Annotated in this window: 17 protein-coding genes; 8 read left to right on the forward strand and 9 right to left on the reverse strand. The window is 70.9% G+C overall.

The window, feature by feature from the left end; all coding sequences use genetic code 11:
* The 3 genes from D7X99_RS25695 to D7X99_RS25705 form a co-directional block, all read right to left on the reverse strand.
* Positions 1–633: hypothetical protein (locus tag D7X99_RS25695; RefSeq protein ID WP_233613728.1), on the reverse strand; the 633-nt coding region annotated here is incomplete at its 3' end.
* A gap of 3 nt (positions 634–636) precedes the next feature.
* Positions 637–1,554, reverse strand: a complete 918-nt coding sequence (locus tag D7X99_RS25700; protein WP_120595700.1) for a HEAT repeat domain-containing protein — start codon at positions 1,552–1,554, stop codon at positions 637–639.
* 54 nt (positions 1,555–1,608) lie between these two features.
* Positions 1,609–3,849 carry an HTH domain-containing protein gene (locus tag D7X99_RS25705; RefSeq protein WP_121780084.1) on the reverse strand — a complete coding sequence of 747 codons (2,241 nt, stop codon included), beginning with the start codon at positions 3,847–3,849 and terminating at the stop codon, positions 1,609–1,611.
* Between the two features lie 97 nt (positions 3,850–3,946).
* On the opposite strand from D7X99_RS25705, the gene D7X99_RS25710 reads away from it, so the two are divergent.
* Positions 3,947–6,142: a PQQ-binding-like beta-propeller repeat protein gene (locus tag D7X99_RS25710; protein WP_121780085.1), complete on the forward strand. Its 2,196-nt coding sequence runs from the start codon at positions 3,947–3,949 to the stop codon at positions 6,140–6,142.
* 60 nt (positions 6,143–6,202) lie between these two features.
* On the opposite strand, the gene D7X99_RS25715 is transcribed toward D7X99_RS25710, so the two are convergent.
* Entirely contained in the window at positions 6,203–7,132 is a 930-nt protein-coding gene (locus D7X99_RS25715) for a hypothetical protein (RefSeq protein WP_169827602.1), read from the reverse strand.
* Positions 7,133–7,167: 35 nt separating this feature from the next.
* Between D7X99_RS25715 and D7X99_RS25720 the strand changes: the two genes are divergently transcribed.
* The gene (locus D7X99_RS25720) at positions 7,168–8,220 is read left to right on the forward strand and encodes an alpha/beta fold hydrolase (protein WP_211484417.1); all 1,053 of its coding nucleotides are present in this window, start codon (positions 7,168–7,170) and stop codon (positions 8,218–8,220) included.
* Here D7X99_RS25720 and udk read toward each other — a convergent pair whose 3' ends face one another.
* The 3 genes from udk to D7X99_RS25735 all read right to left on the reverse strand — a co-directional run bounded on the left by udk (position 8,221) and on the right by D7X99_RS25735 (position 11,061).
* Complete coding sequence (gene udk / locus D7X99_RS25725; protein WP_121780087.1) at positions 8,221–8,859, reverse strand: uridine kinase; 639 nt, start codon at positions 8,857–8,859, stop codon at positions 8,221–8,223.
* Between the two features lie 68 nt (positions 8,860–8,927).
* A complete protein-coding gene (locus tag D7X99_RS25730; protein WP_121780088.1) occupies positions 8,928–10,574 on the reverse strand; it encodes a DUF692 family multinuclear iron-containing protein in 1,647 nt (548 codons plus the stop codon).
* 34 nt (positions 10,575–10,608) lie between these two features.
* Complete coding sequence (locus tag D7X99_RS25735; RefSeq protein WP_121780089.1) at positions 10,609–11,061, reverse strand: helix-turn-helix domain-containing protein; 453 nt, start codon at positions 11,059–11,061, stop codon at positions 10,609–10,611.
* A gap of 112 nt (positions 11,062–11,173) precedes the next feature.
* On the opposite strand from D7X99_RS25735, the gene D7X99_RS25740 reads away from it, so the two are divergent.
* The 3 genes from D7X99_RS25740 to D7X99_RS25750 all read left to right on the forward strand — a co-directional run bounded on the left by D7X99_RS25740 (position 11,174) and on the right by D7X99_RS25750 (position 13,682).
* A complete protein-coding gene (locus D7X99_RS25740; protein ID WP_121780090.1) occupies positions 11,174–11,959 on the forward strand; it encodes an SDR family NAD(P)-dependent oxidoreductase in 786 nt (261 codons plus the stop codon).
* Positions 11,960–11,997: 38 nt separating this feature from the next.
* A complete protein-coding gene (locus D7X99_RS25745; protein WP_121780091.1) occupies positions 11,998–12,747 on the forward strand; it encodes an SDR family NAD(P)-dependent oxidoreductase in 750 nt (249 codons plus the stop codon).
* 125 nt (positions 12,748–12,872) lie between these two features.
* Positions 12,873–13,682: a hypothetical protein gene (locus tag D7X99_RS25750; protein WP_199756367.1), complete on the forward strand. Its 810-nt coding sequence runs from the start codon at positions 12,873–12,875 to the stop codon at positions 13,680–13,682.
* On the opposite strand, the gene D7X99_RS25755 is transcribed toward D7X99_RS25750, so the two are convergent.
* Entirely contained in the window at positions 13,683–14,105 is a 423-nt protein-coding gene (locus D7X99_RS25755) for a hypothetical protein (protein WP_147476264.1), read from the reverse strand.
* Between the two features lie 124 nt (positions 14,106–14,229).
* On the opposite strand from D7X99_RS25755, the gene D7X99_RS25760 reads away from it, so the two are divergent.
* The 3 genes from D7X99_RS25760 (at position 14,230) to D7X99_RS25770 (ending at position 18,150) form a co-directional block, all read left to right on the forward strand.
* Positions 14,230–15,033, forward strand: coding sequence for a GNAT family N-acetyltransferase (locus D7X99_RS25760; protein ID WP_121780093.1), 804 nt, complete (start codon positions 14,230–14,232; stop codon positions 15,031–15,033).
* A gap of 199 nt (positions 15,034–15,232) precedes the next feature.
* The gene (locus D7X99_RS25765; RefSeq protein ID WP_121780094.1) at positions 15,233–16,486 is read left to right on the forward strand and encodes a hypothetical protein; all 1,254 of its coding nucleotides are present in this window, start codon (positions 15,233–15,235) and stop codon (positions 16,484–16,486) included.
* A 203-nt stretch (positions 16,487–16,689) separates the two neighbouring features.
* On the forward strand, positions 16,690–18,150 hold the full coding sequence (locus D7X99_RS25770) for an ATP-binding protein (protein ID WP_121780095.1): 1,461 nt from the start codon (positions 16,690–16,692) through the stop codon (positions 18,148–18,150).
* Positions 18,151–18,157: 7 nt separating this feature from the next.
* Here the strand turns inward: D7X99_RS25770 and D7X99_RS25775 are convergent, their stop codons facing one another.
* The gene (locus D7X99_RS25775; protein WP_233613730.1) at positions 18,158–20,440 is read right to left on the reverse strand and encodes a carboxypeptidase-like regulatory domain-containing protein; all 2,283 of its coding nucleotides are present in this window, start codon (positions 20,438–20,440) and stop codon (positions 18,158–18,160) included.
* Positions 20,441–20,467: the final 27 nt, after the last annotated feature.

The raw sequence follows: 20,467 nt of genomic DNA on the forward strand, positions 1-20,467 counted from the left end.
CACGATGACCTTCGCCGCGGGCGCGGCGGGGGTGGCCGGGGGGCTGCTGGCGCCATCCGCCTTGTAGGAGATGAGCTCCAGCTCCGTCTGCGGCACGCGCTTGCCCTCGTGCTCCGTGGCCACGTCCACGCGGACCAGGCCCACGCCCGCGGCGAAGGTCATCGTGTTCACGAGCGTCGTCTGCCCATCCACCTTGTTGCGGCCCTCCACGCTGACGCAGTTGGAGAACGAACCCGCGGGCACCTTGCAGGCGAAGCCCACCTGCACCAGCTGGTAGCGCTCCGTGGAGGACACGGACACGACGTTGTTCCAGCCGCGTCCGGCCTCCAGCGGGCCGCGCAACAGGTAGCGCTTGGGGTCGCGCAGGCCGAAGGCGTCCACCGTGAGCTGGCCGCCCTGGTTGTCCACGAAGTAGCCGTCCTGCTCCTTGACGATCTCCACCGTGACGGGTTTGTCGTCGCGCCCGTCAATCCGGTACGTCCATGCGTTGCCCACGGCCAGCGGGTAGAACTGGGCGATGGACTCGGGCGAGGGGCGCGTGTCCGACTCGACGCGCTTCGCACAGCCGGAACCGACGAGCGTGGAGGCCAGGAGGGTCAGGCCCCCCACCATCGACAGCGATTGCTTCATCATGCGCTAGGGGTCCGCGTGGCCCTGGCCACGCGCCTCCGCGGTTGCGTGGTTGCGTGATGCGTAGAGCGTGTCCAGCGCCTGCTGCGCGGCGGCCTGGACCGACGGCGTGTCGTGGCCCTGGGCCACCGTGTACAGGTACGCCTCCGCCTCCGGGCCGCCAATCTCGCCCACCGCGAAGACAATTTCCTGCAGGAAGCCCGAGTCCCGGCCGCGAGCCAGGTCGATGAGCGCCGGCACCGCGCTCCTGGCCTTCATCTCCGCCAGCGCGCCGATGGTGCGGCGCACCTGCTCCGCGTCGCTCGTGTCCTTGAGGCGCTCAATCAGGAGCGGCGCGGCGGCCGGGTGCTTGCGCTCGGCCAGCGTCCGCAGGGCGAACTCGCGGATGCGCGAATCGGTGGCCTGGAGGTCCGCCACCAGCGCCTCGTCCGTGCGGTCCAGCGCGGACAGCTGAAGCACCGCGGACTCCGTCACCTGCCGCAGCACGTTCTCCAGTGCGCTGCGCATCGCGGCCCGCCGCCCTTCCGCCGAGTCCACCTCCACCGCCGCCTCGCCCAGGCCCACGACCTCGTAGCGCTGGGGCGTGTTGCCGCCAAAGCGCTCCAGGGACAGGTTGACGCCCACCTCCGCGAAGCTGTGCGGGTTGCCGTCCTTCAACACCTCGCGGGTGAAGGGCACGTCCAGCGACAGCCGCCAGGGGCGGGCCTTCTTGGGAGACTCGTCGGCCACCAGCTCGAAGCGGCCGGAGGACTCCAGCGCGTCATCGAACAGGTCCCGCACGCCTTCCGGGCCGAAACCCAGCAGGGCGTTGTCCCGCAGGGTGGTCCCGGAGAGCTCCACCGGCGCCACCGGATAGCGCGGGGCCTGCGAGCGGCAGGCCCCGAAAAACAGCACGCAGGAGGTTAGCAGCAGGGCCGGCTTCATGGCCCCCACAGGCTAACACTCCCGCGTCCACCGCACCCGATTCCGTGCGGGGGATCAGCCTTCCTTGTTGCCCTCGGACGAACCGTCCGTCCCAGGGGCCACCGGCGCCTCGTGCACCTCGCGGACTTCCGCGGGCTGCGAGGACGCTTCGGCGGGAGCCTCTTCCGGAGGCAGCGCCTGCGCGGCGATCGGGGTCACCGCATCGGACGCATCACTCGCGGCTTCGGCCCGGGCCCGCGCGGCTTCGTCGGACTCCGGAGAAGCCTGCACCGCTTCGCCCGCCTGCCAGGCGTTGCCCACGACGGGCGGCGTGGCGGCGGCCTCCCCGTTCGCGGGGCTGACCTCCCTCATCACGGGCAGTGCCTCACCCGCGAGCGCGACCGTCTCACCGGTGACGCTGCCACCCGGAGACGGCGCGGCGATGCCACCCGAGGACTCAGTGCCCTCACCGGCGGCGACCGCTGCCACCGTGGTGGCACCGGACTGATCCGCGCTGGCGGCCTCACCGGCGGGAGCGCCGGCTTCACCCGCGGGCGTGCCCTCCGCTCCGCGCGTGCCACGGCCGCGACGGCCCCGGCGACGACGGCGGCGGCGCTTGCGCTCGGAGGCGCTGCCCTCGGTGCCACCGGCCTCGGCGCCCTCCTTGCCTCCACCCACGAAGGCGCTGGCGGCCTCCAGGTCCTCGTCCTCACCCTCGTCGTCGCCCTCCTCGGACTCGTCCTCTTCCGACGCGGGCGTGAGCCCGGCGGCGGCTGGCGGCGCGGGGGCCACTGGTGAGGCCTTGGCCTCGGAGCCCTCGGCGCCGGGCTGAGCAGCGTCGCGGGCCTCGGCCCGTTCGCGCTGACGGTCGCGGCGGCGCTCGGAACGCTCCGAACGGTCGCTCCGCTCGGGACGCTCCGCGCGCTCCGGCTTCTCTGTGGTGGCGGCGGCCTCGGCCTCGACCTCGCCACCGCCCTCCTCGCGGGCCTGCTTCTCGCTCTTGCGCTCCTCGCGGCGGCGCTGGGCCTCCTCGGCGTCCAGCTTCGCGGCCTCGAAGAAGCGCTCGTCGATGTCGTACAGCTCCACCTGGGTGACGGTGACGGCCGTCTTCGCCTCCAGGAACTTCTCACCCAGGGCGTCCCCGCACCACAGCATCACCAGCGAGCCAGTGGCCTGCGCTTCCGAGCGCGCGTCGCCGCGCACCTCGCCCGCGCTCACCAGCAGGCCCACCTGCGCCGAGTAGTGGCCCAGGTCGCGCCGCAGCTCCTGCACCGTCTTGCGGTCGATGCCCGGCATGCCCTTGAGCATGCGGACCGCGTAGCGCAGCTCCACGCTGCCCTCGCGCTTGCGCGCGGTGAGCAGGGGGCCTTCCTTGGAGCGCTTGGCGACCTTCAGCTCGCGGAAGCCCAGCCCGTGCATCATCTTCACCACGGACTTCTCGAAGGTGCCCACGTCCGCGTCGCCCAGGCGCTTGCGCAGCCCGCGCGCCACCGCCCGGCGCGCGTCCTTGAGGGCCGTGCGCGCGGTGGTGATGAGGGCCTCGTCCACCAGGGGCTCCCCGGCGGCGGCGGGCTTGCCCAGCACCGGGCGGCCCCCCTCCAGCGGGATGCCCAGGGCCTGCGCGAAGGCGGCCTGGAGCTCCAGGGGCGGCGCCTCGCTCGGCGCGCCCGCGCGCTCCAGGGACACCTCTCCGGTCTCCTGGTTGAAGGCGTACTGGGGCCGGCGGCCCGCGTCGATGCGGCGCTGGTTGTCCTCCAGCAGGGCGGTGAGCACCGCCTCCACCGTGGTCTCCTCCGCGCACAGCTCCTTGGCCTTGGCGCGCTCGATGAGCTGATCCGTGCGCAGTCCGGCTTCCGCCTCGCTGAGGATCTCGAACACGACCTCCGGCAGTGGCGGGAAGCGCTTGCGGCGTCCACCCCGCTCCTCTTCACCCTCGTCACGGCGGCGCTTGCGCTCCGTGCCACGACCCGACGCGCGGACGTTGTCCGTGCGGGGCTCCGGGTGACGCTCCACCGGCCGCAACGGAGGCAACTCCTCCTCCGGATGCGGCTCCATCACGCCCGTCTGTGCAAGTGCCTCGACGTCCTCGGAGAGCGACCAGTCCGTCAGCGCGAAGGTATCCTTCGCGGTGACAATCACCTTTCGATCCCGCGTCCGTCGCGCCATCGCGGCCAGTCGCGACAGCATCGTCACTTCCGGCGTCTTACCGATGTGGGACAGCAGGCTCAGCTGGATGGACTTCTCCGTGATCTCAAGGAAATGCAGGGGGCGACCTTCGCTCTCCAGTACACGGAGCGCGGCCTCGTAAAATGTCATCGAGTATTCCCCAAGAATTCCGAACGGTTACAAAAATGTAGGTCCGTATGGGCGGCGGATGCTAGCCATCGCTAAACTGGCTTGTCAACGAACGTCAATGACCCGTCTTCGCATCGGCCACCATTGGAAGCGCGAACCGTCGGCTTCCCCGCTCGATTCCATCGCGCTGGAGCTCGACGGCGTGAACCTGCTGTCCGGGGCGGTGGAGGAGCCCCTGACGGAGGTCGTCCCCGCTCTGGTGGAGGCGGTGGCGGCCCTGCACGCGGGGAGGCGGCGGCTGGCGCAGGTTTCGCTGACGGAGGCGCACCTGGAGTTGGTGTTGCGGCGCGTCGGGCCGGACATCGAACTTTCGGTGGCGAGTCTCGCCCGCCCCGCCCATCTGCTGCGCCCGCCCATCCGGGTGGACGCCGAGGAGCTGACGAAGGCCACCCGCCAGAGCGGCCAGAGATTCCTCCAGGACGTGACGAAGCTCGCGCCCAAGGCCCTGTCCGCCACGGCCGCCCGGAAGCTGGGCGAGGCGCTCCAGGGCCTGGGCAAGGCCGCCCCGCATGCGGAAGAAAAGCCCGTTCCCCCCACCCCGCTGCGGATTGAGCCCGTCTCCGTGCCGGGCTTCGGCTTCGAGCTGAAGGACATCTCCCCCGCCTCGCGCGAGGCGCCGTCGAAGGGCCCCTCCGGGGCGCTGGCGCCGCTCCTGGGCGCGGGTGAGGTGTGGCTGGCGCTGCCGGGACGGCCGCAGGCGTGGCGTGCGCCGGGGCCGCCGTTCCTCACGGTGCTGGAGCTGTCCCGGCAGGCCGTGGAGCTGGCGCGGGCCGTGGAGCTGGGCGAGGCCCGCTTCGAGTTCGAGCCCGCGGGCGTGCGTCCCCGCCTGACGCTGGACCTGCCCGGACGGCGGGCGAAGCTGGGGCCCACCGGCACGTGGTTCGAGCTGGAACCCAAGGCGCTGCTGTCCGCCCTCTTCCAGTTGGGGGAGGCGCTGGGCCTGGCGTTCGCGGAGGCGCACCGGGTCCAGGTCTCCAACCCGTACCTCGTGGAGGTGGCGGAGCGTTGCCGCGAGGGGCTGTCCCACCTGCGAGGCGCGCACAAGCCGCCCGAAGCCGAGGGCGAGGCCCGCGAGCGCAAGAGTCCCCCGGCGCGCGGCGAGTCCCGTCCCCTGAAGGTGCCCGGGAAGCTGCGGCGCCTGCGCTTCGAGAAGCTGTGGGAGCAGCGCGGGCTGGAGGAGCCGGAGGAGGCGCGGCTGCTCCTGGGACGGCACGGGCCGGTGTACTGCGCGCCGGGGCTGGCGGGCGCGTTCTCACGCAAGGACGGCGCGCTGCTGTGGCGTCGGGCCGCGTCGCTGGGCGTGGCGGCGTCCGCGGATGGCCACGCGGTGGCGGCGGACGACACGCGCGTGTACGGCTTCACCGGCCGGGGCTCGGGTGCGCGGTGGCTGCACGACCATGACGGCATTCCGCTGGGGCCGCTGCTGCTGCGCCAGGACGGGCTGCTGCTGACGCTGTCGGAGGACCGCACGGCGGTGGCCTTCGCGGAGGCCACGGGCCGCGAGGTGTGGCGCCTGGCCCCTCCGCGCACGCAGCGAGGGTGGATGGCCACGCAGGGACACCGGGCGCTCCTGTCCACGGACTCGGGCTACCTGTACGGCCTGGACCTGGAGGACGGTCAGGTGCGCTACCGGCTCCGCTCGCCCCTGCCCTTCCATGGGCCTCCAGTGGCGTGGGGCCGACGCTTCCTGGCGCTCCTGGGGCGCGGCTCGCATCACGCGCTGCTGCTGGCGGACGCGCACACCGGCGAGGCGCAGTGGACATTCGAGCCGGACCTCATCCTGCCCTCCACGCCGCTGCCGGTGGGACAGCGGGTGCTCCTGGCCGGGATGCGCGACCAGGAGGGATTCCTGGTGTGCCTGGACGCGCGCGGACGCAAGGTCTGGGAGCGCGCGCTGCACCTGGGCCCGGGGCCCTATGCGCTGGCGCCGCTGCCTCGCGCGGTGGTGGTGACGAGCGCGTCCGGGGCCGCCGCTCGCGTGGCCTTGTCCGGGCAGGTGGACTGGCGGGTAGGGGCGGCCGGTGAGCCGCTGATCACCGCGCTGCCGGCGCGCACCGCCCGCGACGTGACGCTCATCGCGGGAGAGGTGGTGCGCGCGGTGGATCCTCGCGGCGGTCAGGTGCTCGCGGAGGTTCGCGCGGGGGTGGGGCTCGTCGCGCTCCAGGCCGACGTGCGCCTCAACCTGTACTTCCTGGACGACGCCGGCACGCTGTCCGCGTACCGGCTGGGGTCGCACTTCGCCGTCGTGAAGTGAGGCCCTACTCGCCCTTCACCTGAAACGAAGGGCTACTCGCCCTTCACCTGAAACGAAGGGCTACTCGCCCTTCTTGGCGGAGGCCTTGGCCGGGTCGATGTCCTCCTCCGGCCGCTCCTCCTGCGTGGCGCCTTCCCACGTCTCGTTGGCGCCCAGCTTCCACTCCGACGGCACGTCCAGCTTCCACGCGTAGGTGGCGTTGGCGTTGCCACCGGACGCCGCGTGCGAGGCGACGTTGATGGTCATCTCCAGCTTCGCCACGTCCGCGGGCAGCAGGTCCAGGTCGTAGTGGCCCAGCACCATCTGCGGAGGGAACCCGGTGATGAGGCGCTCGGGGTAGTCGATCTTCATCGACGGGTCGGCGCCGCGCATCTCGCCCAGCAGCTTGCCCTTCGCGTCGGTGAGCTTCCACACCGTGTCGAAGGAAGCGCTGGTGACCATCTTCTTCACCTTGCCCTCGTCCTTCTCCACGCGCTGCGCGCCCCAGAGCACCAGTTGCAGGCGGATCTGCGGCTTGCCCATCACCATCACCACGTCGTTGGACACCACGTCCAGGCGCATGCCCTTGTCCGTGGCGGACAACACCGGGCGGTAGCGGCCCTCCCGCAGGGAGTCGAACTGCTTGCGCGCGTACTCGTAGAAGGCCTTGCGGTCTCCCGCGCGGTTGTCCTTCTTTTCGCCGCCCGACTCCGCGCGCTGTTCCAGCTCCGCCAGGTAGCTGTCGAACTTCTTGTTTCCTCCAAAGCGGTCCAGGTGCGCGTCGACGTCGTCGAAGTAGCCCTTGAAGAAGGACTTCAGCTCGTCCTTGTAGGAAGCCTCATCCGGGTTGGAGCGCATCCAGCTCACGCGCTCCATGTAGACGGACTGGATGCGGCGGAAGTCCGCGTCCCGCTCCGCCTCGGTGGCCCGCGCGGAGGCGGTGCGGTGACTCGCCACGGCGGCGACGATCACCAGGGCGATGACAACGATGATTCCGAAGTAGCGCTTCAAGCGACAGGCTCCTGTGCGTTCGGGCAGGCAATGATATGAGCCGCATCATCGTGCCCCAGGCCGAGGGAATCCAACTGTTCACCGTGCCCCTTCCTCTGGAGGAAGGGGACCTGCTGGGAAGCCCCCAGATTGCCTGGCAGGCCTACGGGAAACCGTCGGATGGCAAAGCGGTGGTGGTGCTGCACGACCTGTCCCATTCCCACCAGGCGTTGAGCACGGAAGTGAACGGTGCGTACCAACCTTCGGGCTGGGGACGGGAGCTGATCGGTCCGGGCAAGGCGCTGGATCCGGACGTGACGCCGGTCATCGTGCCCAACCTTCTGGGCAGTCCGTTCGGTTCCACGTCGCCGCTGACGCCGGATCCGCACAGCGGACGGCCCTGGGGCACGGCCCTGCCGCCACTCACCGTGCTGGACATGGCGCGCGGCGTGTCCGCGCTCCTGCGGGCGCTGGGGCTCACGCGCGTGCGGGCGGTGGTGGGGATTGGCCTGGGCGGGCTGGTGGCGCTGCGGCTGGCGGCGCTGTTCCCGGAGCTGGCGGACGGCGTGGTGGTGCTGGGCGCGGCGCGGGCGCTGCCGGAGGGGCTGCGCGAGAAGCTGGGCCTCACGTCGCAGGTGCTGCGCATGGCGCCCGACAACGAGGACACTCCGCCCCTGCGCGAGCGCGCCCCGAACCGGACGTTGGCGCGGCTTCGCATGGACTACCTCAAGCTGCTCTACGGCCGCGACCACCTGGGCAGCGCGTATCCGGACAGCGCGGCGGCGCAGGCGGCGCTGGAGGCGGAGGCCGCGTCGTTCGCGGACACGTTCGATCCGATCGCGTGGTCGATGCTCTGCTCCGCGTACGCGGGCTGCGACCTGACGGAGACGTTCTCGAAGATCCACGCGCGGGTGCTGCTGCTCGCGGGCGCGACGGACGCGCTGGCTCCGGCGGGCCGCGTGCGGGACACCTACCACCAGCTGACGGCGGCGGGGGTGCAGGCGCGGTTCGTGGAGCTGCAGGGGCCGGGGGACCACGGCACCCTGCTGTCGGACGCGCACCGGCTGAAGGGGCCGGTGCAGGACTTCCTGCGCTGGCTGCGCGGCTAGCTAGCGCTGCGACTGGTGCTGCGAGGCGAGCCGCGCCCGGAGCGCGCCCACGAGCATCCCGATGGCGATGTCGTTGTTGCCGCCGTGCGGGATGATGATGTCCGCGTGGTGCTTGGACGGCTCCACGAAGCCCATGTGCATGGGGCGCACGTGGCGCAGGTACTGGCCCACCACGTGATCGAAGTCGCGGCCGCGGTCCTTGATGTCGCGGGTGAGGCGGCGAAGGATGCGCAGGTCGTCGTCCGCGTCGACGTAGATCTTCACGTCCATCTCGTCGCGCACTTCCTTCATGTGCAGCACGAGGATGCCCTCGATGAGGACGATGTCCCCGGGGTCCACGCGGTGCGTGTGCGCCTGACGGCCGGACGTGACGAAGTCGTAGACGGGCTTCTGGATGGCCTGGCCCTGCTTGAGCGCACGCAGGTGACTGACCAGCAGCTCCGTGTCGAACGCGTCGGGATGGTCGAAGTTCACCTCCCGCCGGTCCACCAGGGACATGTCCTTCAGGTCCCGGTAGTACGAATCCTGATCAATGAAGGCGACCCGGCAGTCGGCGAGAGCCTCGCGCACCTTGCGGGCCACCGTGGTCTTGCCGGACGCGGTGCCGCCCGCGATGCCAACGACGAGGGGTGACGACATGCGGCGGGCACTACCCCACCCGACAGGTGGGCGCAAGGATCCGTTGACCGGCCGACATGTGTCCGCCCTTATGCCCGCCGCAAGAGCCCGCGCGCCTGCCCTTCCGCGAGCAGCCATCCGGGCAGGGCCTCCACCGGAAGCGGCCCATCCGCGAGCCCCTGGAGCCCCGCGGCCACCTCCGGGGGCAGCGTCAGGACCTCGAAGCCGATGGCCTTGCGGCGGATGGCGAAGCGCCACGGGCCCGGACCCGGCCGGGCCGCCACCTGCTCCAAGGCCTCCAGGCCGGACACCTCCAGCGCCCCGCAGGCCCACGCACGGCCGGTGAGATGCCGCCGTAACGCCCGTGTGGCGAACACCAACTCCGTCAGGTCGGCGGGAAAGGCCCCCAGGCGGACGTCCTCGGCCAGCGCCACCTGGCCCGAGGCTGGGGCCGGCGGCGTCTGGAGGAAGGCGTGCGGCAGCATCATCTCCAGGGACAGCGCGGCGGCCACGCCGTCCGACGGTGCGGCCATCACGCGCTTGCGCGCCCAGGACGCGAACGCGTGGGACAGGGACTTGCCCAGCCCGTCGAAGAGGCCTCGGTACTCGCGCGAGCGGGTGAAGGACTCCAGCCCCTCTGGCGTCGCCGCGAGCAACAGGCGCGTGAGGGGCCAGTCCTTGTCCAACTGCTCCGCCACCACCGCCAGGCGGAAGTCCCGGTCCGCGCGTGTGCCCTCGGGGTCCTCGTCCTCCGTGGCCGGGGTGACGCCGTGGCCCGCGTCGAACAGCGCCCACGGGCGGCTCTCCCCAGTGAGTGCGGGCACGGGCTCGCGCGACACGGGGATGTCGATGGCGGGACGGGACTCCTTCGGGACGAGCGCGCGCAGCCGAAGCAGCGACGCGAGCGCCACCTCTGGCGGATGGCCGTCGCCCTCGAAGGTGACGGCGCGCAGGCGCGGGCAGCGCGGGAGCACCTCCGCCAGCAGTTCGAACAGCTCCTCGCGCACGGGCTGCGTGTGGTCATCCACGTAGAAGGTCCGCCCTCCCCTGCGCGTCACCACGCCGCCCGCGATGTGGATCTCCACGACCTGATCCAACGGGAAGCCATCCAGCCCCGTGCGCAGGGGCAGCCCCGCGGACAGCTGATGGCTGAAGAGGTGGCCCAGGTCCAGGAGCAGCGGCAGTCCCGTGCGCGCGTGCAGCTTCGCCATGAAGTCCAGCGCGTGCAGTCCGCCGCGCGTGGCGAGCACGGCGGGGTTTTCAATCACCAGCGGGACGCTCAAGCCCGCCTGGATGTGGAGCGCATGCGCCGCGCTGTCCCGCACGCCCGCGTCGTTGAACGGAGGCGTGACGTAGAGGTAGCCCGGGAAGGGCTGGCCGCCCGCGTGCCACCAACCCACGTCGTTGCCCACCCACGGGCTGCCCACCGCGCGCGCGTGCGCGTCCAGCTCCGCGAGCGCCGATGCGGGCTCCAGCTCCGGGCCCCACAGGTTCAGGTGCACGGGATGAAAGAGGACGGGCACGTCCGAGCGGCGGCGCCACATCTCAGGAAAGAGCGTGGCCTGGGCCCTCGCCTCCTCCAGCGCGATGGGCGCGCTGTACTCCACGAAGTCGAAGAGACCGGGCGAGGCATCGAGCAACCGGTACGGATGCGGCACGTCCGAGGCGCTCAGGTTGCTGCTCAGCCCCAGCCCCATCCAGGGCAGTGACCACGAATCCGATGCAGGGCGCGTCATGCGCACACCCTAACCAGCCCGGCTCCGGGTGGCGCTAGCCTTGTGTGGCCGGCCGATCCAGGCGCACGTCCTGGACCGTCAGCACCCTGCCGTCCGCGGCGCGAACTTCCAGCGGCCTCACCGGCTGCCCGTGCGCCTTGTCGAGCACTCGCGTCCGGGGCTCTCCCGACTCGAAGCAGTGCTGCTGCCCCCACTGCCCCAGCGCGACCAGGATGGGAAAGAGGCTCTGCCCCTTCTCCGTCAGCACGTACTCCTGCCAGGCGCTGCCGTCGGACGCCGGCTGGGTTTCGAGGATGCCGTGGTCCACCAGGTGCTTCAGTCGCTGGGCCAGGATGTTCTTCGCCACGCCCAGGCTCTTCTGGAACTCGCCGAAGCGGCGCAGGCCGTACTGCGCATCGCGCACGATGAGCAGCGACCACCAATCCCCGATGACGTCCAGGGAGCGGGCCACCGGGCACACCGCCCCTTCCATGCTCGTCCGCTTCATCACCGCCTCCTTCCAGAGGGCCGTTCCATAACTGGTTGCATAACGAAACCGGGCCTTTTATTCATCCGGCAACTGGTTTCATCATGAAACCAACCACACCGGAGGCAGTCGGATGCGGCTCAAGGGAAAGACGGCGCTGATCACGGGCGGTAACAGTGGCATCGGGCTGGCGACGGCGCGGTTGTTCGTGGCGGAGGGGGCGCGGGTGGCCATCACCGGGCGCAACCGGGAGACGCTGGACGCGGCGGTGAAGGAGCTGGGTGGGGACGTGCTGGCGGTGCAGGCGGACGCCACGGATCCGGCCGCGCTGGAGCATGCGGTGGCGGCGACGGTCGAGCGCTTTGGCGGGCTGGACATCGTGTTCGCCAACGCGGGCATCGCGGGACAGACGTTCGTGGGCAAGACGTCGCATGACGAATTCACGTCCGTGCTGCAGACCAACGTCACCGGCGTGTTCTTCACGGTGCAGGCCGCGGCGGCGCACCTGAAGCCCGGCGCTTCGGTCATCCTCACCAGCTCGGTGCACAGCGAGCTGGGCATGCCGGGGTACTCCGCGTACGCGGCGAGCAAGGGCGCGCTCAAGGCGATGGGCAGCGTGCTGGCGGCGGAGCTCGCCCCCAAGGGCATCCGCGTCAACGTTGTGTCCCCTGGCGCGACGAACACGCCCATCTGGGAGAAGAACGCGCCCACGCCGGAGGCCTTCGCGAAGTTGGAGCGAGGCATGTCCGCCACCATCCCCATGGGGCGCATGGGGAGGCCGGAAGAGATCGCGAAGACGGTGCTCTTCCTCGCCTCGGACGATGCGTCCTATGTGAGCGGACAGGATCTGTTCGTTGACGGTGGCGTCAACGGCGCTGCGCTGGGTGCGCCCTTGTTCCGCGCGTCCGAGCGGGTCTGATACGGGCGACGGTCCCCTCTTCCCCGGAGCTGCTCCCGATGACCTCCTCCCTCAAGCCCACCGCGGTCGTGGTGGGCGTCGGCGCTGAACAGGGCCTGGGCGCGGCGCTGTGCCGGAAGTTCGCCTCGGAAGGCCACCACGTGCTCGTCGCGGGGCGCACGCGGGAGAAGTTGGATCGCGTGGTCGCGGGGCTCACGGCCTCGGGTGGCAGTGGCGAGGCGGTGGTCGCGGACGCGACGAAAGAGGCGGACGTCGCGCGGCTGTTCGACCGGGCCCTGGCTCCGGGAGCGGGCTTCGCTCCCGTGGACCTGGTCGTGTTCAACGCCGGCAACAACCGGCAGGTGCCCTTCCGCGACCTGGACGCCGCGACGTTCGAGGACTTCTGGCGGGTGGGCTGCTTCGGCGGGTTCCTTGTTGGACGCGAGGCGGCCCGGCGGCTGGTGCCTCTGGGCCGCGGCACCGTCATCTTCACCGGCGCATCCGCCAGCCTTCGAGGTCGCGCGGGCTTCGCGCACTTCGCCGCCGCGAAGGCGGGCCTGCGGATGATCTCCCAGGGCATGGCGCGCGAGTTCGGTCCGCAGGGCCTGCACGTGGCCCACGTGCTCATCGACGGCGGCATCGATGGTGAGCGCCTGCACACGCTGGCCCCGGAGCGGGTGAAGGCGCTGGGCGAGGACGGGCTGCTCCACATCGACGCCATCTCGGAGACGTACTGGCAGCTGCACCGGCAGCACCGTTCCGCGTGGACCCAGGAAGTGGATCTGCGGCCGTTCAAGGAGTCGTTCTAGGGCCTCAGGATTCTGAAGACGCCTCAGCTTTCCGAGCACGCGGACACGCTCGCGCGACGGAAGCGGCGCTCCTCACCTTCGCCGCGGGCTACCGGCTGAGCTGCGAAACGCTGGAGCAGGGAGCGGTGAAGCGGAATCCGGGCGGAGGCTTCAACGTGGTGGCCACGAAGGGCGACGCCTGCGGCGAGGGCTCGAACCTGATGCAGTACGTGATCAGGGTGTCCGCCAACGGCGAGCTCCGCGAGGTGGAAGATCACGTGCTGCAGAAGGGCTCCGGCCAATGCTCCGTGGGCCGCCGGCCCGTGGGGCTGGAGGGCACGGTCGCGGGGGGTTGCGAAGACGCGCTGGGGCACCACTTCGCCCAGACCGCGCATCTGGAGGCCGCGTCCATCCACGCCTTCTTGAGGCTGCGTGATGAACTGGCCCTGCGTGGCGCGGAGGCAGCCCTCCAGGACGCGGCGCTCGCGAGCGCGGTGGATGAAGTCATGCACACGGAGATGACGGGACGGCTCGCGCGCCGTTACGGGGCCACGCCTCCGCCGCCCGCCGTCGCGACCGTGCCCCTGCGCCCGTTGAGCGAGGTGGCGTTGGACAACGCCGTGGAGGGGTGCGTGCGCGAGACCTACGGCGCGCTGGTGGCCCACCACCAGGCGCTGCACGCGCGCGACGCGGAGGTGCGCGAGGCCATGGTCCGCATCGCCGAGGACGAGACGCGGCACGCGGGCCTGTCGTGGGACATCGACCGGTGGGCGCGCTCGCGTCTGTCCGCGCCGGAGCAGTCCGCGCTGCGGGAGGCCCAGAAGCGCGCGGTGGCCCTGCTGCGCGCGGAGGTCGCGCTGCCGCTCGATTCAGCGCTCGTCACGGAGGCGGGGCTGCCCACGCCCGAGGCCGCGCTGGCGCTGCTCGACACGCTGGAGCAGGAGCTCTGGGCCTGATCAGGTCGTCGGCTTGTTCCGGGTCGCGGCCTCGCGCGCGGCCTGGAGCGTGTCGTCCACCGCGGACTCCACCGCGTCGCTGACCAGCTCCGGCGCGGAGGTGCGCCAACGCTCCAGCGCCGCCTCGTGCATCGCCTCCGGATCCTGGAGCTTCGCGTCCGTCTCTGGAGCCACGTCCGCGATGCAGTCCGCGCACACGCCTTCGAGCGCGCGCGACCAAACTTCCAGGTGCGTGGTGATGAGCACGCCCTCCATGGCCAGGGCCTCGCGCAGTCCCCTTCGACCCGCGCCGCGCATCTGCGTGCCGTGTACGCGGTCCAGCATCGTGCGCATCCAGGCGGCCACCGCCTCTGGCTTCGGACACGTCTGCCTGCCGCATACCTTGCAGGTCGTCTGCCAGGACTGCCCTTCCATTGGAGTCATCGCGACCCACTCCTCGCACCCGGTTCGAGGACTCGCTTTAGCAGGGCCCCTCCTCTCACGCACGTAGACGTGAGCGTCCACGAATGCGGAGAATCCGACTTCCTGGACCCTTCTGGAGCCCCTCATGTCCCGAGCCGAGATCGACGAATCGCATGCGCAGTTCCGTGGAGCCTGGCGGCTCATGACGCTGGGGCTGCCTCGTGGAGAGGTCGTGGAGCGTGCGGACGTGTTCATCACCGCGGGTCACGTGACGTGGTCGCTGATGAACATGGCGTTCCTCCACCGCCCGGCGGAGACGGAGGCGGAGCTGATGCGCGCGGTGGACTCGGCCGCGAGCTACTTCGCGCAGGGACCGCACGGGTGGGCCTTCACGCTGACGCCGGAGTGGCTGGCGCCGGGGCTGCGGGAGCAGGCGGACGCGCTGCTCGCCACGCGGGGGCTCAAGCCGGGGATGACCACGACGGGCATGGTGGCGGACCGGATGCTGGAGCCGGTGCGGCCCCTGCCGCCGCTCGACCTCCGGCCGGTGAGCGACACCTGGGGCTACAACGCCGTCGCGGACGTGAACGCCGCGAGCTACGACACGCCCCAGGCGCTGGGACGGGAAGCCCTGGCCGCCCCCGGCATCTTCGGCCCCGAGAGCCGGGCCTTCGTCGGCTGCCACGACGGCGCGCCATCGACGAGCACGGTGGCGCTGCGCGTGGACGGCATCGTCTACATCGCGCTCGTGGCGACGCTCGCGGAGCACCGCCGCAAGAGCGCCGCGGAGACGGTGCTCCGGCGCGCGCTGGAGGAGGCGAAGCACGCGTGGGGGCTGGAGCGGACGGTGCTGCATGCCACGGAGGCCGGCGCGCCCGTCTACCGCCGCATGGGCTACCGGGACGTGGCGCCGTTCGTCTCCTACTTCGCGCCTCCGAAGGGAGCGTGAAGCCCACGACGCCGGCTTCCCAGTAAGACCGGTGTGCTCGCGGGAATCCGGAGCTGACCCCGCGCGTCAACCGCGCGCACCTGTGCCCAAAGGGTCGTCCACTCAACGCAGCACGAGTCCCACCTGGGGGGCCGGGGTTTGGACCGGAGCCGCCGCTGTCTACCTTGGTCGAGCAGCCCCCCACCCCCGGACCCCCACCTTGGCGATTCCCTCTCGCACCGACGTGCGCCGCTCCACCGCCGCGCTCCTCGGCGCGCTGCTCATCCTGACCTCCGCCTCCGCCCAGGCGCAGCCCGCGCCCACACCACTGGAGGACAACCGCACCATCACGCTGGGCTACATCGACATCGCGTATGAGCTGGGCGGCATCATCGACCCCACGCTGCAACCCGGTGGCACCAGCAGCGTGCGTCCCAACTGGTTCACCTTCGCGCCGCATGCGTCCCAGGCCGGCGGCAAGGGCATGTACGGCGCGGCGCTCGCGCGGCACTTCATCAACACCGCGCGGCTTCAGCCTTCGCTGTCGCTGACGAACGCGCTGGACCGGCTGGGGCTGAGCGGCGTGCTGCGATCGCAGCTCCAGGACCTGTCCCTCCAGCTCATCGCGCAGGGCCTGACCGTGGACGCGGCCACGGCGCTCAGCGTGCTGACGAGTTCGCTCAACGCCGCGGCGCTCGGCGACGTGCGCACGCTGCTGGCCACCGCGTCGCGCATGGGCGCGCTGTACTGGAGCGCCCCGGGCGCATCACCGCTCGACAAGGTGGAGGCCATCGTCATCACGCTGGAGCGCACGCTCCACGAAGGCAACCTCGCCATCTACAACGACATCGGCGGTTCGGCGCGGCTGTATCTGGACTGGCGCGCCGCCGCCACCGGGCCCATCACGCCCGCGCGCGTGCTCACCGAGTTCACCCTGGCGGACGCCAACAACGTGGAGGCGCAGCAGGCGTATGCCTATGCCGTCGCGCACGCGGAGGACTCGCCGCGTCCCACCCGCATGGACCTGATCTTCCCCGGCATGCACTGGAAGAGCCTGCTCATCGCCGCGTTCGCGCTCTACGAGGACGCCCGGCTCGCGCCCACGCCCGCGCGCCGTGACGCGCTCGTCGCCATGGGCACCAACTTCGTCGCGTGGCGCGAACAGTACGACCAGGCCCAGCCCGTCTTCACGCCCGCGGGCTCTCCTACCGACGAGGTGTCTCGCGCGGCCGTGCTCCAGATGCTGACGCCCTTCCTGATGACGGACTTCGGCACCGTGCGCTGGACCTACGCGGACTATGCGTATGCCCAGCCGGACCGCGACGGAAACCCGCTCACCTCCCCTCCGTGCGAGTACAGCTGGGCGGACTTCTGGGATCGGTGGAACGGAATCCTCTTCGCGTTCGACAAGGCCTATGCGCGGCCCTCGGAACTGTGGGTCATGCCTGAACCCCTCATGGATCCGCTGGGCTGACAGACGGCCAGGACGCCCCGTGCGCTCGCTTGACGGGCGCGGGGGCCGTGCGGGAGCGTGCAAACCCGATGAGTCCCCTGCCCGGTGGTCCGTTCGAACCTGTTCGCCACGCGTCCAAGGACGATGCGTCCTCACCGGGCACGGCCGCCGCGCGCGCGCCGCGAGACGCGAGTCAGCCCCCTGTTCCGGCCGACGAGGCCAGCATGTCCGCGCAGACCCGCCTGCAGGTCCTGCGGGAGATGATGACCGAGGCGTTCCTGGCGCTCGACGCGCAGGGAACCATCCATGAGCTCAACCACCGTGCCGCGTCGCTGCTGGGCCTGCCGTATGGCACCTGCCAGGGCCTGACGCCGTGGGAAGCGCAGCCGATGCTGGCCGGCACGACGTTGCACGAGCGGCTGCTGGACGCGCTCAGCACGCGCGAGCCCGCGCGCTTCCTGTCGGAGCTGCCGTCGGGAGTCTGGCTGGAGCTGTCCGTGCGGCCGGTGGGCGGTGAGACGTGGGTGCTGGCCACGGACATCACCCGCCGTCAGCGCGCGGAGACCGAGGTCGCGCGCACCGAGGAGCGCTTCCGCCAACTGGGCGAGCGGTTCCAGGTGGCGCTGGAGTCCGCGCAGATGGCGGTCTGGGAGACGAACCTCGTCACCGGGCAGGTGTTCCGCTCGGAGGGGCATGACCGGCTCTACGGTTACCCGCGGCCCCTGGCGGAGTGGACGCACGAGCAGTTCCTGGCGTCGCTGCATCCGGATGACCGGCCGACGGTGGAAGCGCAGGTGACGGCCATCTTCCACAACGACGTGCTGTCGTACTCCTCCACCTTCCGCACGCACTGGCCGGACAACACGTGGCACTGGCTCATCAGCCGATCGCGAGTCATCCGCGACGCGAACGGCAAGGTGATGGTGGTGCGCGGGGCCATCCTGGACATCACCGCGCTGAAGGAGACGGAGGAGGCGTTGCAGGAGGCGGTGCGCACGCGCGACGACTTCCTGTCGGTGGCGAGCCACGAGCTGCGCACGCCGCTCACGTCGCTGCGCCTGCAGGTGGACCTGTTGCGGCGCATGTCCGATTCGAAGGGCCACGAGCCCCTGGGCTCCGAGAAGGTCACGGTGCGGCTGGACGCGGCGGACCGGCAGCTCAAGCGGCTGACGTCGCTGTTGGACAACCTGCTGGACGTGAGCCGCATCCGCACGGGCAAGCTGGACTTCGATCTGACGAGCGAAGACCTGGCGCCGGTGGTGCAGGACCTGGTGGCGCGCTTCGAGGACGAGGCGAAGCAGGCCGGGGTGGAGCTGGACGCGCACGTGGAGGGCCCTGCGCCGTGCCGGTTCGACCGGCTCAAGCTGGAGCAGGTGCTGAGCAACCTCATTTCCAATGCGCTGAGATACGGCCAGGGCACGCCGGTGCACGTGGCGCTGCGCCGTCAGGACGGCCAGCTGCGGCTGACCGTGCGGGACGGCGGTCCGGGAGTCCCCGCCGCCGAGCGCGAGCGCATCTTCCAGCGCTTCGCCCAGGTGCGGGGCTCCGCGCGCACGGGAGGCCTGGGACTGGGGCTCTACATCGTGCAGCAGATCGTGGAAGCGCACAGCGGCCGCGTCTGGGTGGAGGAAGCATCCGGCGGCGGCGCGGCGTTCGTGGTGACGCTGCCGGTGGACGGCGCATAGGCGGGCGTCAGGGCTCGAGCGACGCTTCTCCACTGTCGACGGGAAAGCCGAGCCGGAGGGACTTCGTCTCGCCTTGCTTCAGGTCCACGGGCACGCGCATTGCCACCGGGCCGAACAAGCCATCGATGGCGAAGAAGGTGTAGCGGCCGGGAGGCAGCTGGCTGAAGGTGAGGTCCCACGGCCAGTTTTGAAACTCCGGCACATCCGGATCGTCCGACGGCCAGTCCGTCGCGGCGGGATCGCGGGTGAATCCGGAGCGCTGGAGGGCTCGCAAGCCTCTGAACGTCTTCGGCATGTCCACATGGCCGGGAACGAGGAAGGTCTCCAGCCGTTCGCGTGAATCCGGGAAGTGGACCTGGAGCGCGCCCCCTCCAGTCCTCGGGACGAAGTCCCTGCGTTCGCGTTCGCGTGGCGAGAGCGAGACGGGCTGGGGTGAGAAGACCAGCGGTGCGGGCCTTGGCCACGGAGCATCCCGGACCTGCTCCTCCGAAACGTGCACGAAGCACTCACGGCCCCCTGGAACGCGCAGCACGTAGTGGCCGGTTTCATCCGTCGTGGTGCGGGTGTCGAGCCCGGCCTCGCAGCGCGCCCGGACCGTCACGCCCGCGAGCGGAACACGCGCCCCGTCCGTCACGAACCCCTGGAGCACCGCGTCCGCGGTCAACCGCAGCTCCACCTGGTCCTCGTGCGCTCCGACCGCGTACAAGGCCGTTCCGCCCTGCTCCTCGTTCACCCGGAGGAACACGGGGCGATGGGGCAGGCCCGCGAGACGGAAGCGCCCGGCCTTGTCCGTGCCATTCCCGCCCCCGGTGAATGCGTCGCGCGGGATCTGCAGGTCGTCGGGCTCCACCAGGTCGATGCGAGCATAGGGAGCCTGGGTTCGCCCATCTTCGTGGAACACCTGACCCCGAACGATGTGGCCGGGCTCGAGCGTGATGTCAGGGACCGTCCGCTCCTCGTGCGCGTGCCCTTCGAATCGCAGGCGAACCGAGGCCATGTCCGGCGCTCCGATGTAGAGGGTGTAAAGGCGCGAGGTTTCCGTGGCCCAGGCGAAGCGGCCTTCACGATGGGCCACCGTCCAACCGTGGATCCAGTACAGCGACAGGGGCTTCCCAACCGGATCGACGACACGGCCCACCAGACGGCCCGTCGGCTGGAACACCACGGGCCCGCCATTCGGGCCGGAAGGACCTTGTTCCGCGAGGCCCACGAGCTGGTCGATCCCATCCGTGGACCTGAGCTCGAGCTTGTGGGGCCGAGCCAGGGGATGCATCAACTCGAAGCGCCCGTCCGGGCCGGTCCGGGTCGTGCACTCGCCCTTGAGGCCCCTGCCCTCCGGAGACTCGAGCGCCGTGGCCCGAAGCACCAGGCCGGCCAGCGGTTTCCCGTCTGGAGCCACCGCCTGACCTGTCCACGACCCCGCCTTGGCGGCGCCTTCGAAGCTCACGGTGACTTCGGACTGCTGTCCGGGAAGGACCTCGACGTCCACGTCGCGGTCCCACCGGCATCCGGCGGCAGGCTCGTAGCCCGCCGTCACGCGATAGCGCTGCGGCGCGAGTCGCAGGTAGCGCATTCCCTCAGGCGTTTGCTCGGACTCGCGCGAAAGGTCGAGCCACCGGTCGACGGGATGCAAGAGGTTCGTGGCGTTCGGGACGACGCGGCCCTCGGTGTCCACCACCCGCACGAGCAACGGAGATCCTCGTCCCATCACGACAGTGAGCTCGGGCTGGGGCGTGATGATCTTCAACCGCCGCCAGGCCCACTTCGGCTTGGTGGAATAGATCAGGCCATCACCAGCGGCCGCGCCCTGGAAGTTGAACCGGCCCTGCGCGTCACTGGTGGTTTGCACGACCGGGGCGCCGACGTGGGAAGAGACGAACCGGATCCGGACGTCGCTCACGGGCTTCCCCTCCGTGTCCACGACGCGTCCGGAGAGTGGCACCGCGCGCGCCAGGGGCAGCTCCATCCGGGGCTTCGGTTCCGGCGCGATCCGGATGTCCGTGCGCGAGGTCGTCACGAAGCCGGGCGCCCGTATCTCCGCGGCGTACCAGCCCGGCCTCAGCGCAACGCGTCCCGTTCCGTGTGCGTCCGTCGTGCCGGGCAGTGCGTTGTCTCGCTTCAGATCCGCGCGCCAGACCTTCACCTGCGCGCCAGGAACAGGTTGCCCCTCCGGGTCCACGACCCGGAACATCCACGTCACGTCCTTCGCCGGTCCGGGCGTTTCCAACTCCGGACGCGTGCCCGCGCAAGCGAGCACCACGGCAACGAGCCCCACCCAGCTCCATCGCATGGCACGAAGCATACGCGATGGGCTCAC

Origin of the sequence: Corallococcus sp. AB032C, from assembly GCF_003668935.1 — a bacterium.
GTDB lineage: Bacteria > Myxococcota > Myxococcia > Myxococcales > Myxococcaceae > Corallococcus > Corallococcus exiguus.

What these genes read in the sequence shown, in the direction of transcription:
- D7X99_RS25775 (WP_233613730.1), bottom strand. Translation starts at nt 20,440, where the DNA reads ATGCGATGGAGCTGGGTGGGGCTCGTTGCCGTGGTGCTCGCTTGCGCG.
- D7X99_RS25720 (WP_211484417.1), top strand. Translation starts at nt 7,168, where the DNA reads ATGAGCCGCATCATCGTGCCCCAGGCCGAGGGAATCCAACTGTTCACC.
- D7X99_RS25730 (WP_121780088.1), bottom strand. Translation starts at nt 10,574, where the DNA reads ATGACGCGCCCTGCATCGGATTCGTGGTCACTGCCCTGGATGGGGCTG.
- D7X99_RS25755 (WP_147476264.1), bottom strand. Translation starts at nt 14,105, where the DNA reads ATGACTCCAATGGAAGGGCAGTCCTGGCAGACGACCTGCAAGGTATGC.
- udk (WP_121780087.1), bottom strand. Translation starts at nt 8,859, where the DNA reads ATGTCGTCACCCCTCGTCGTTGGCATCGCGGGCGGCACCGCGTCCGGC.
- D7X99_RS25745 (WP_121780091.1), top strand. Translation starts at nt 11,998, where the DNA reads ATGACCTCCTCCCTCAAGCCCACCGCGGTCGTGGTGGGCGTCGGCGCT.
- D7X99_RS25770 (WP_121780095.1), top strand. Translation starts at nt 16,690, where the DNA reads ATGTCCGCGCAGACCCGCCTGCAGGTCCTGCGGGAGATGATGACCGAG.
- D7X99_RS25705 (WP_121780084.1), bottom strand. Translation starts at nt 3,849, where the DNA reads ATGACATTTTACGAGGCCGCGCTCCGTGTACTGGAGAGCGAAGGTCGC.
- D7X99_RS25760 (WP_121780093.1), top strand. Translation starts at nt 14,230, where the DNA reads ATGTCCCGAGCCGAGATCGACGAATCGCATGCGCAGTTCCGTGGAGCC.
- D7X99_RS25735 (WP_121780089.1), bottom strand. Translation starts at nt 11,061, where the DNA reads ATGAAGCGGACGAGCATGGAAGGGGCGGTGTGCCCGGTGGCCCGCTCC.
- D7X99_RS25700 (WP_120595700.1), bottom strand. Translation starts at nt 1,554, where the DNA reads ATGAAGCCGGCCCTGCTGCTAACCTCCTGCGTGCTGTTTTTCGGGGCC.
- D7X99_RS25740 (WP_121780090.1), top strand. Translation starts at nt 11,174, where the DNA reads ATGCGGCTCAAGGGAAAGACGGCGCTGATCACGGGCGGTAACAGTGGC.
- D7X99_RS25710 (WP_121780085.1), top strand. Translation starts at nt 3,947, where the DNA reads ATGACCCGTCTTCGCATCGGCCACCATTGGAAGCGCGAACCGTCGGCT.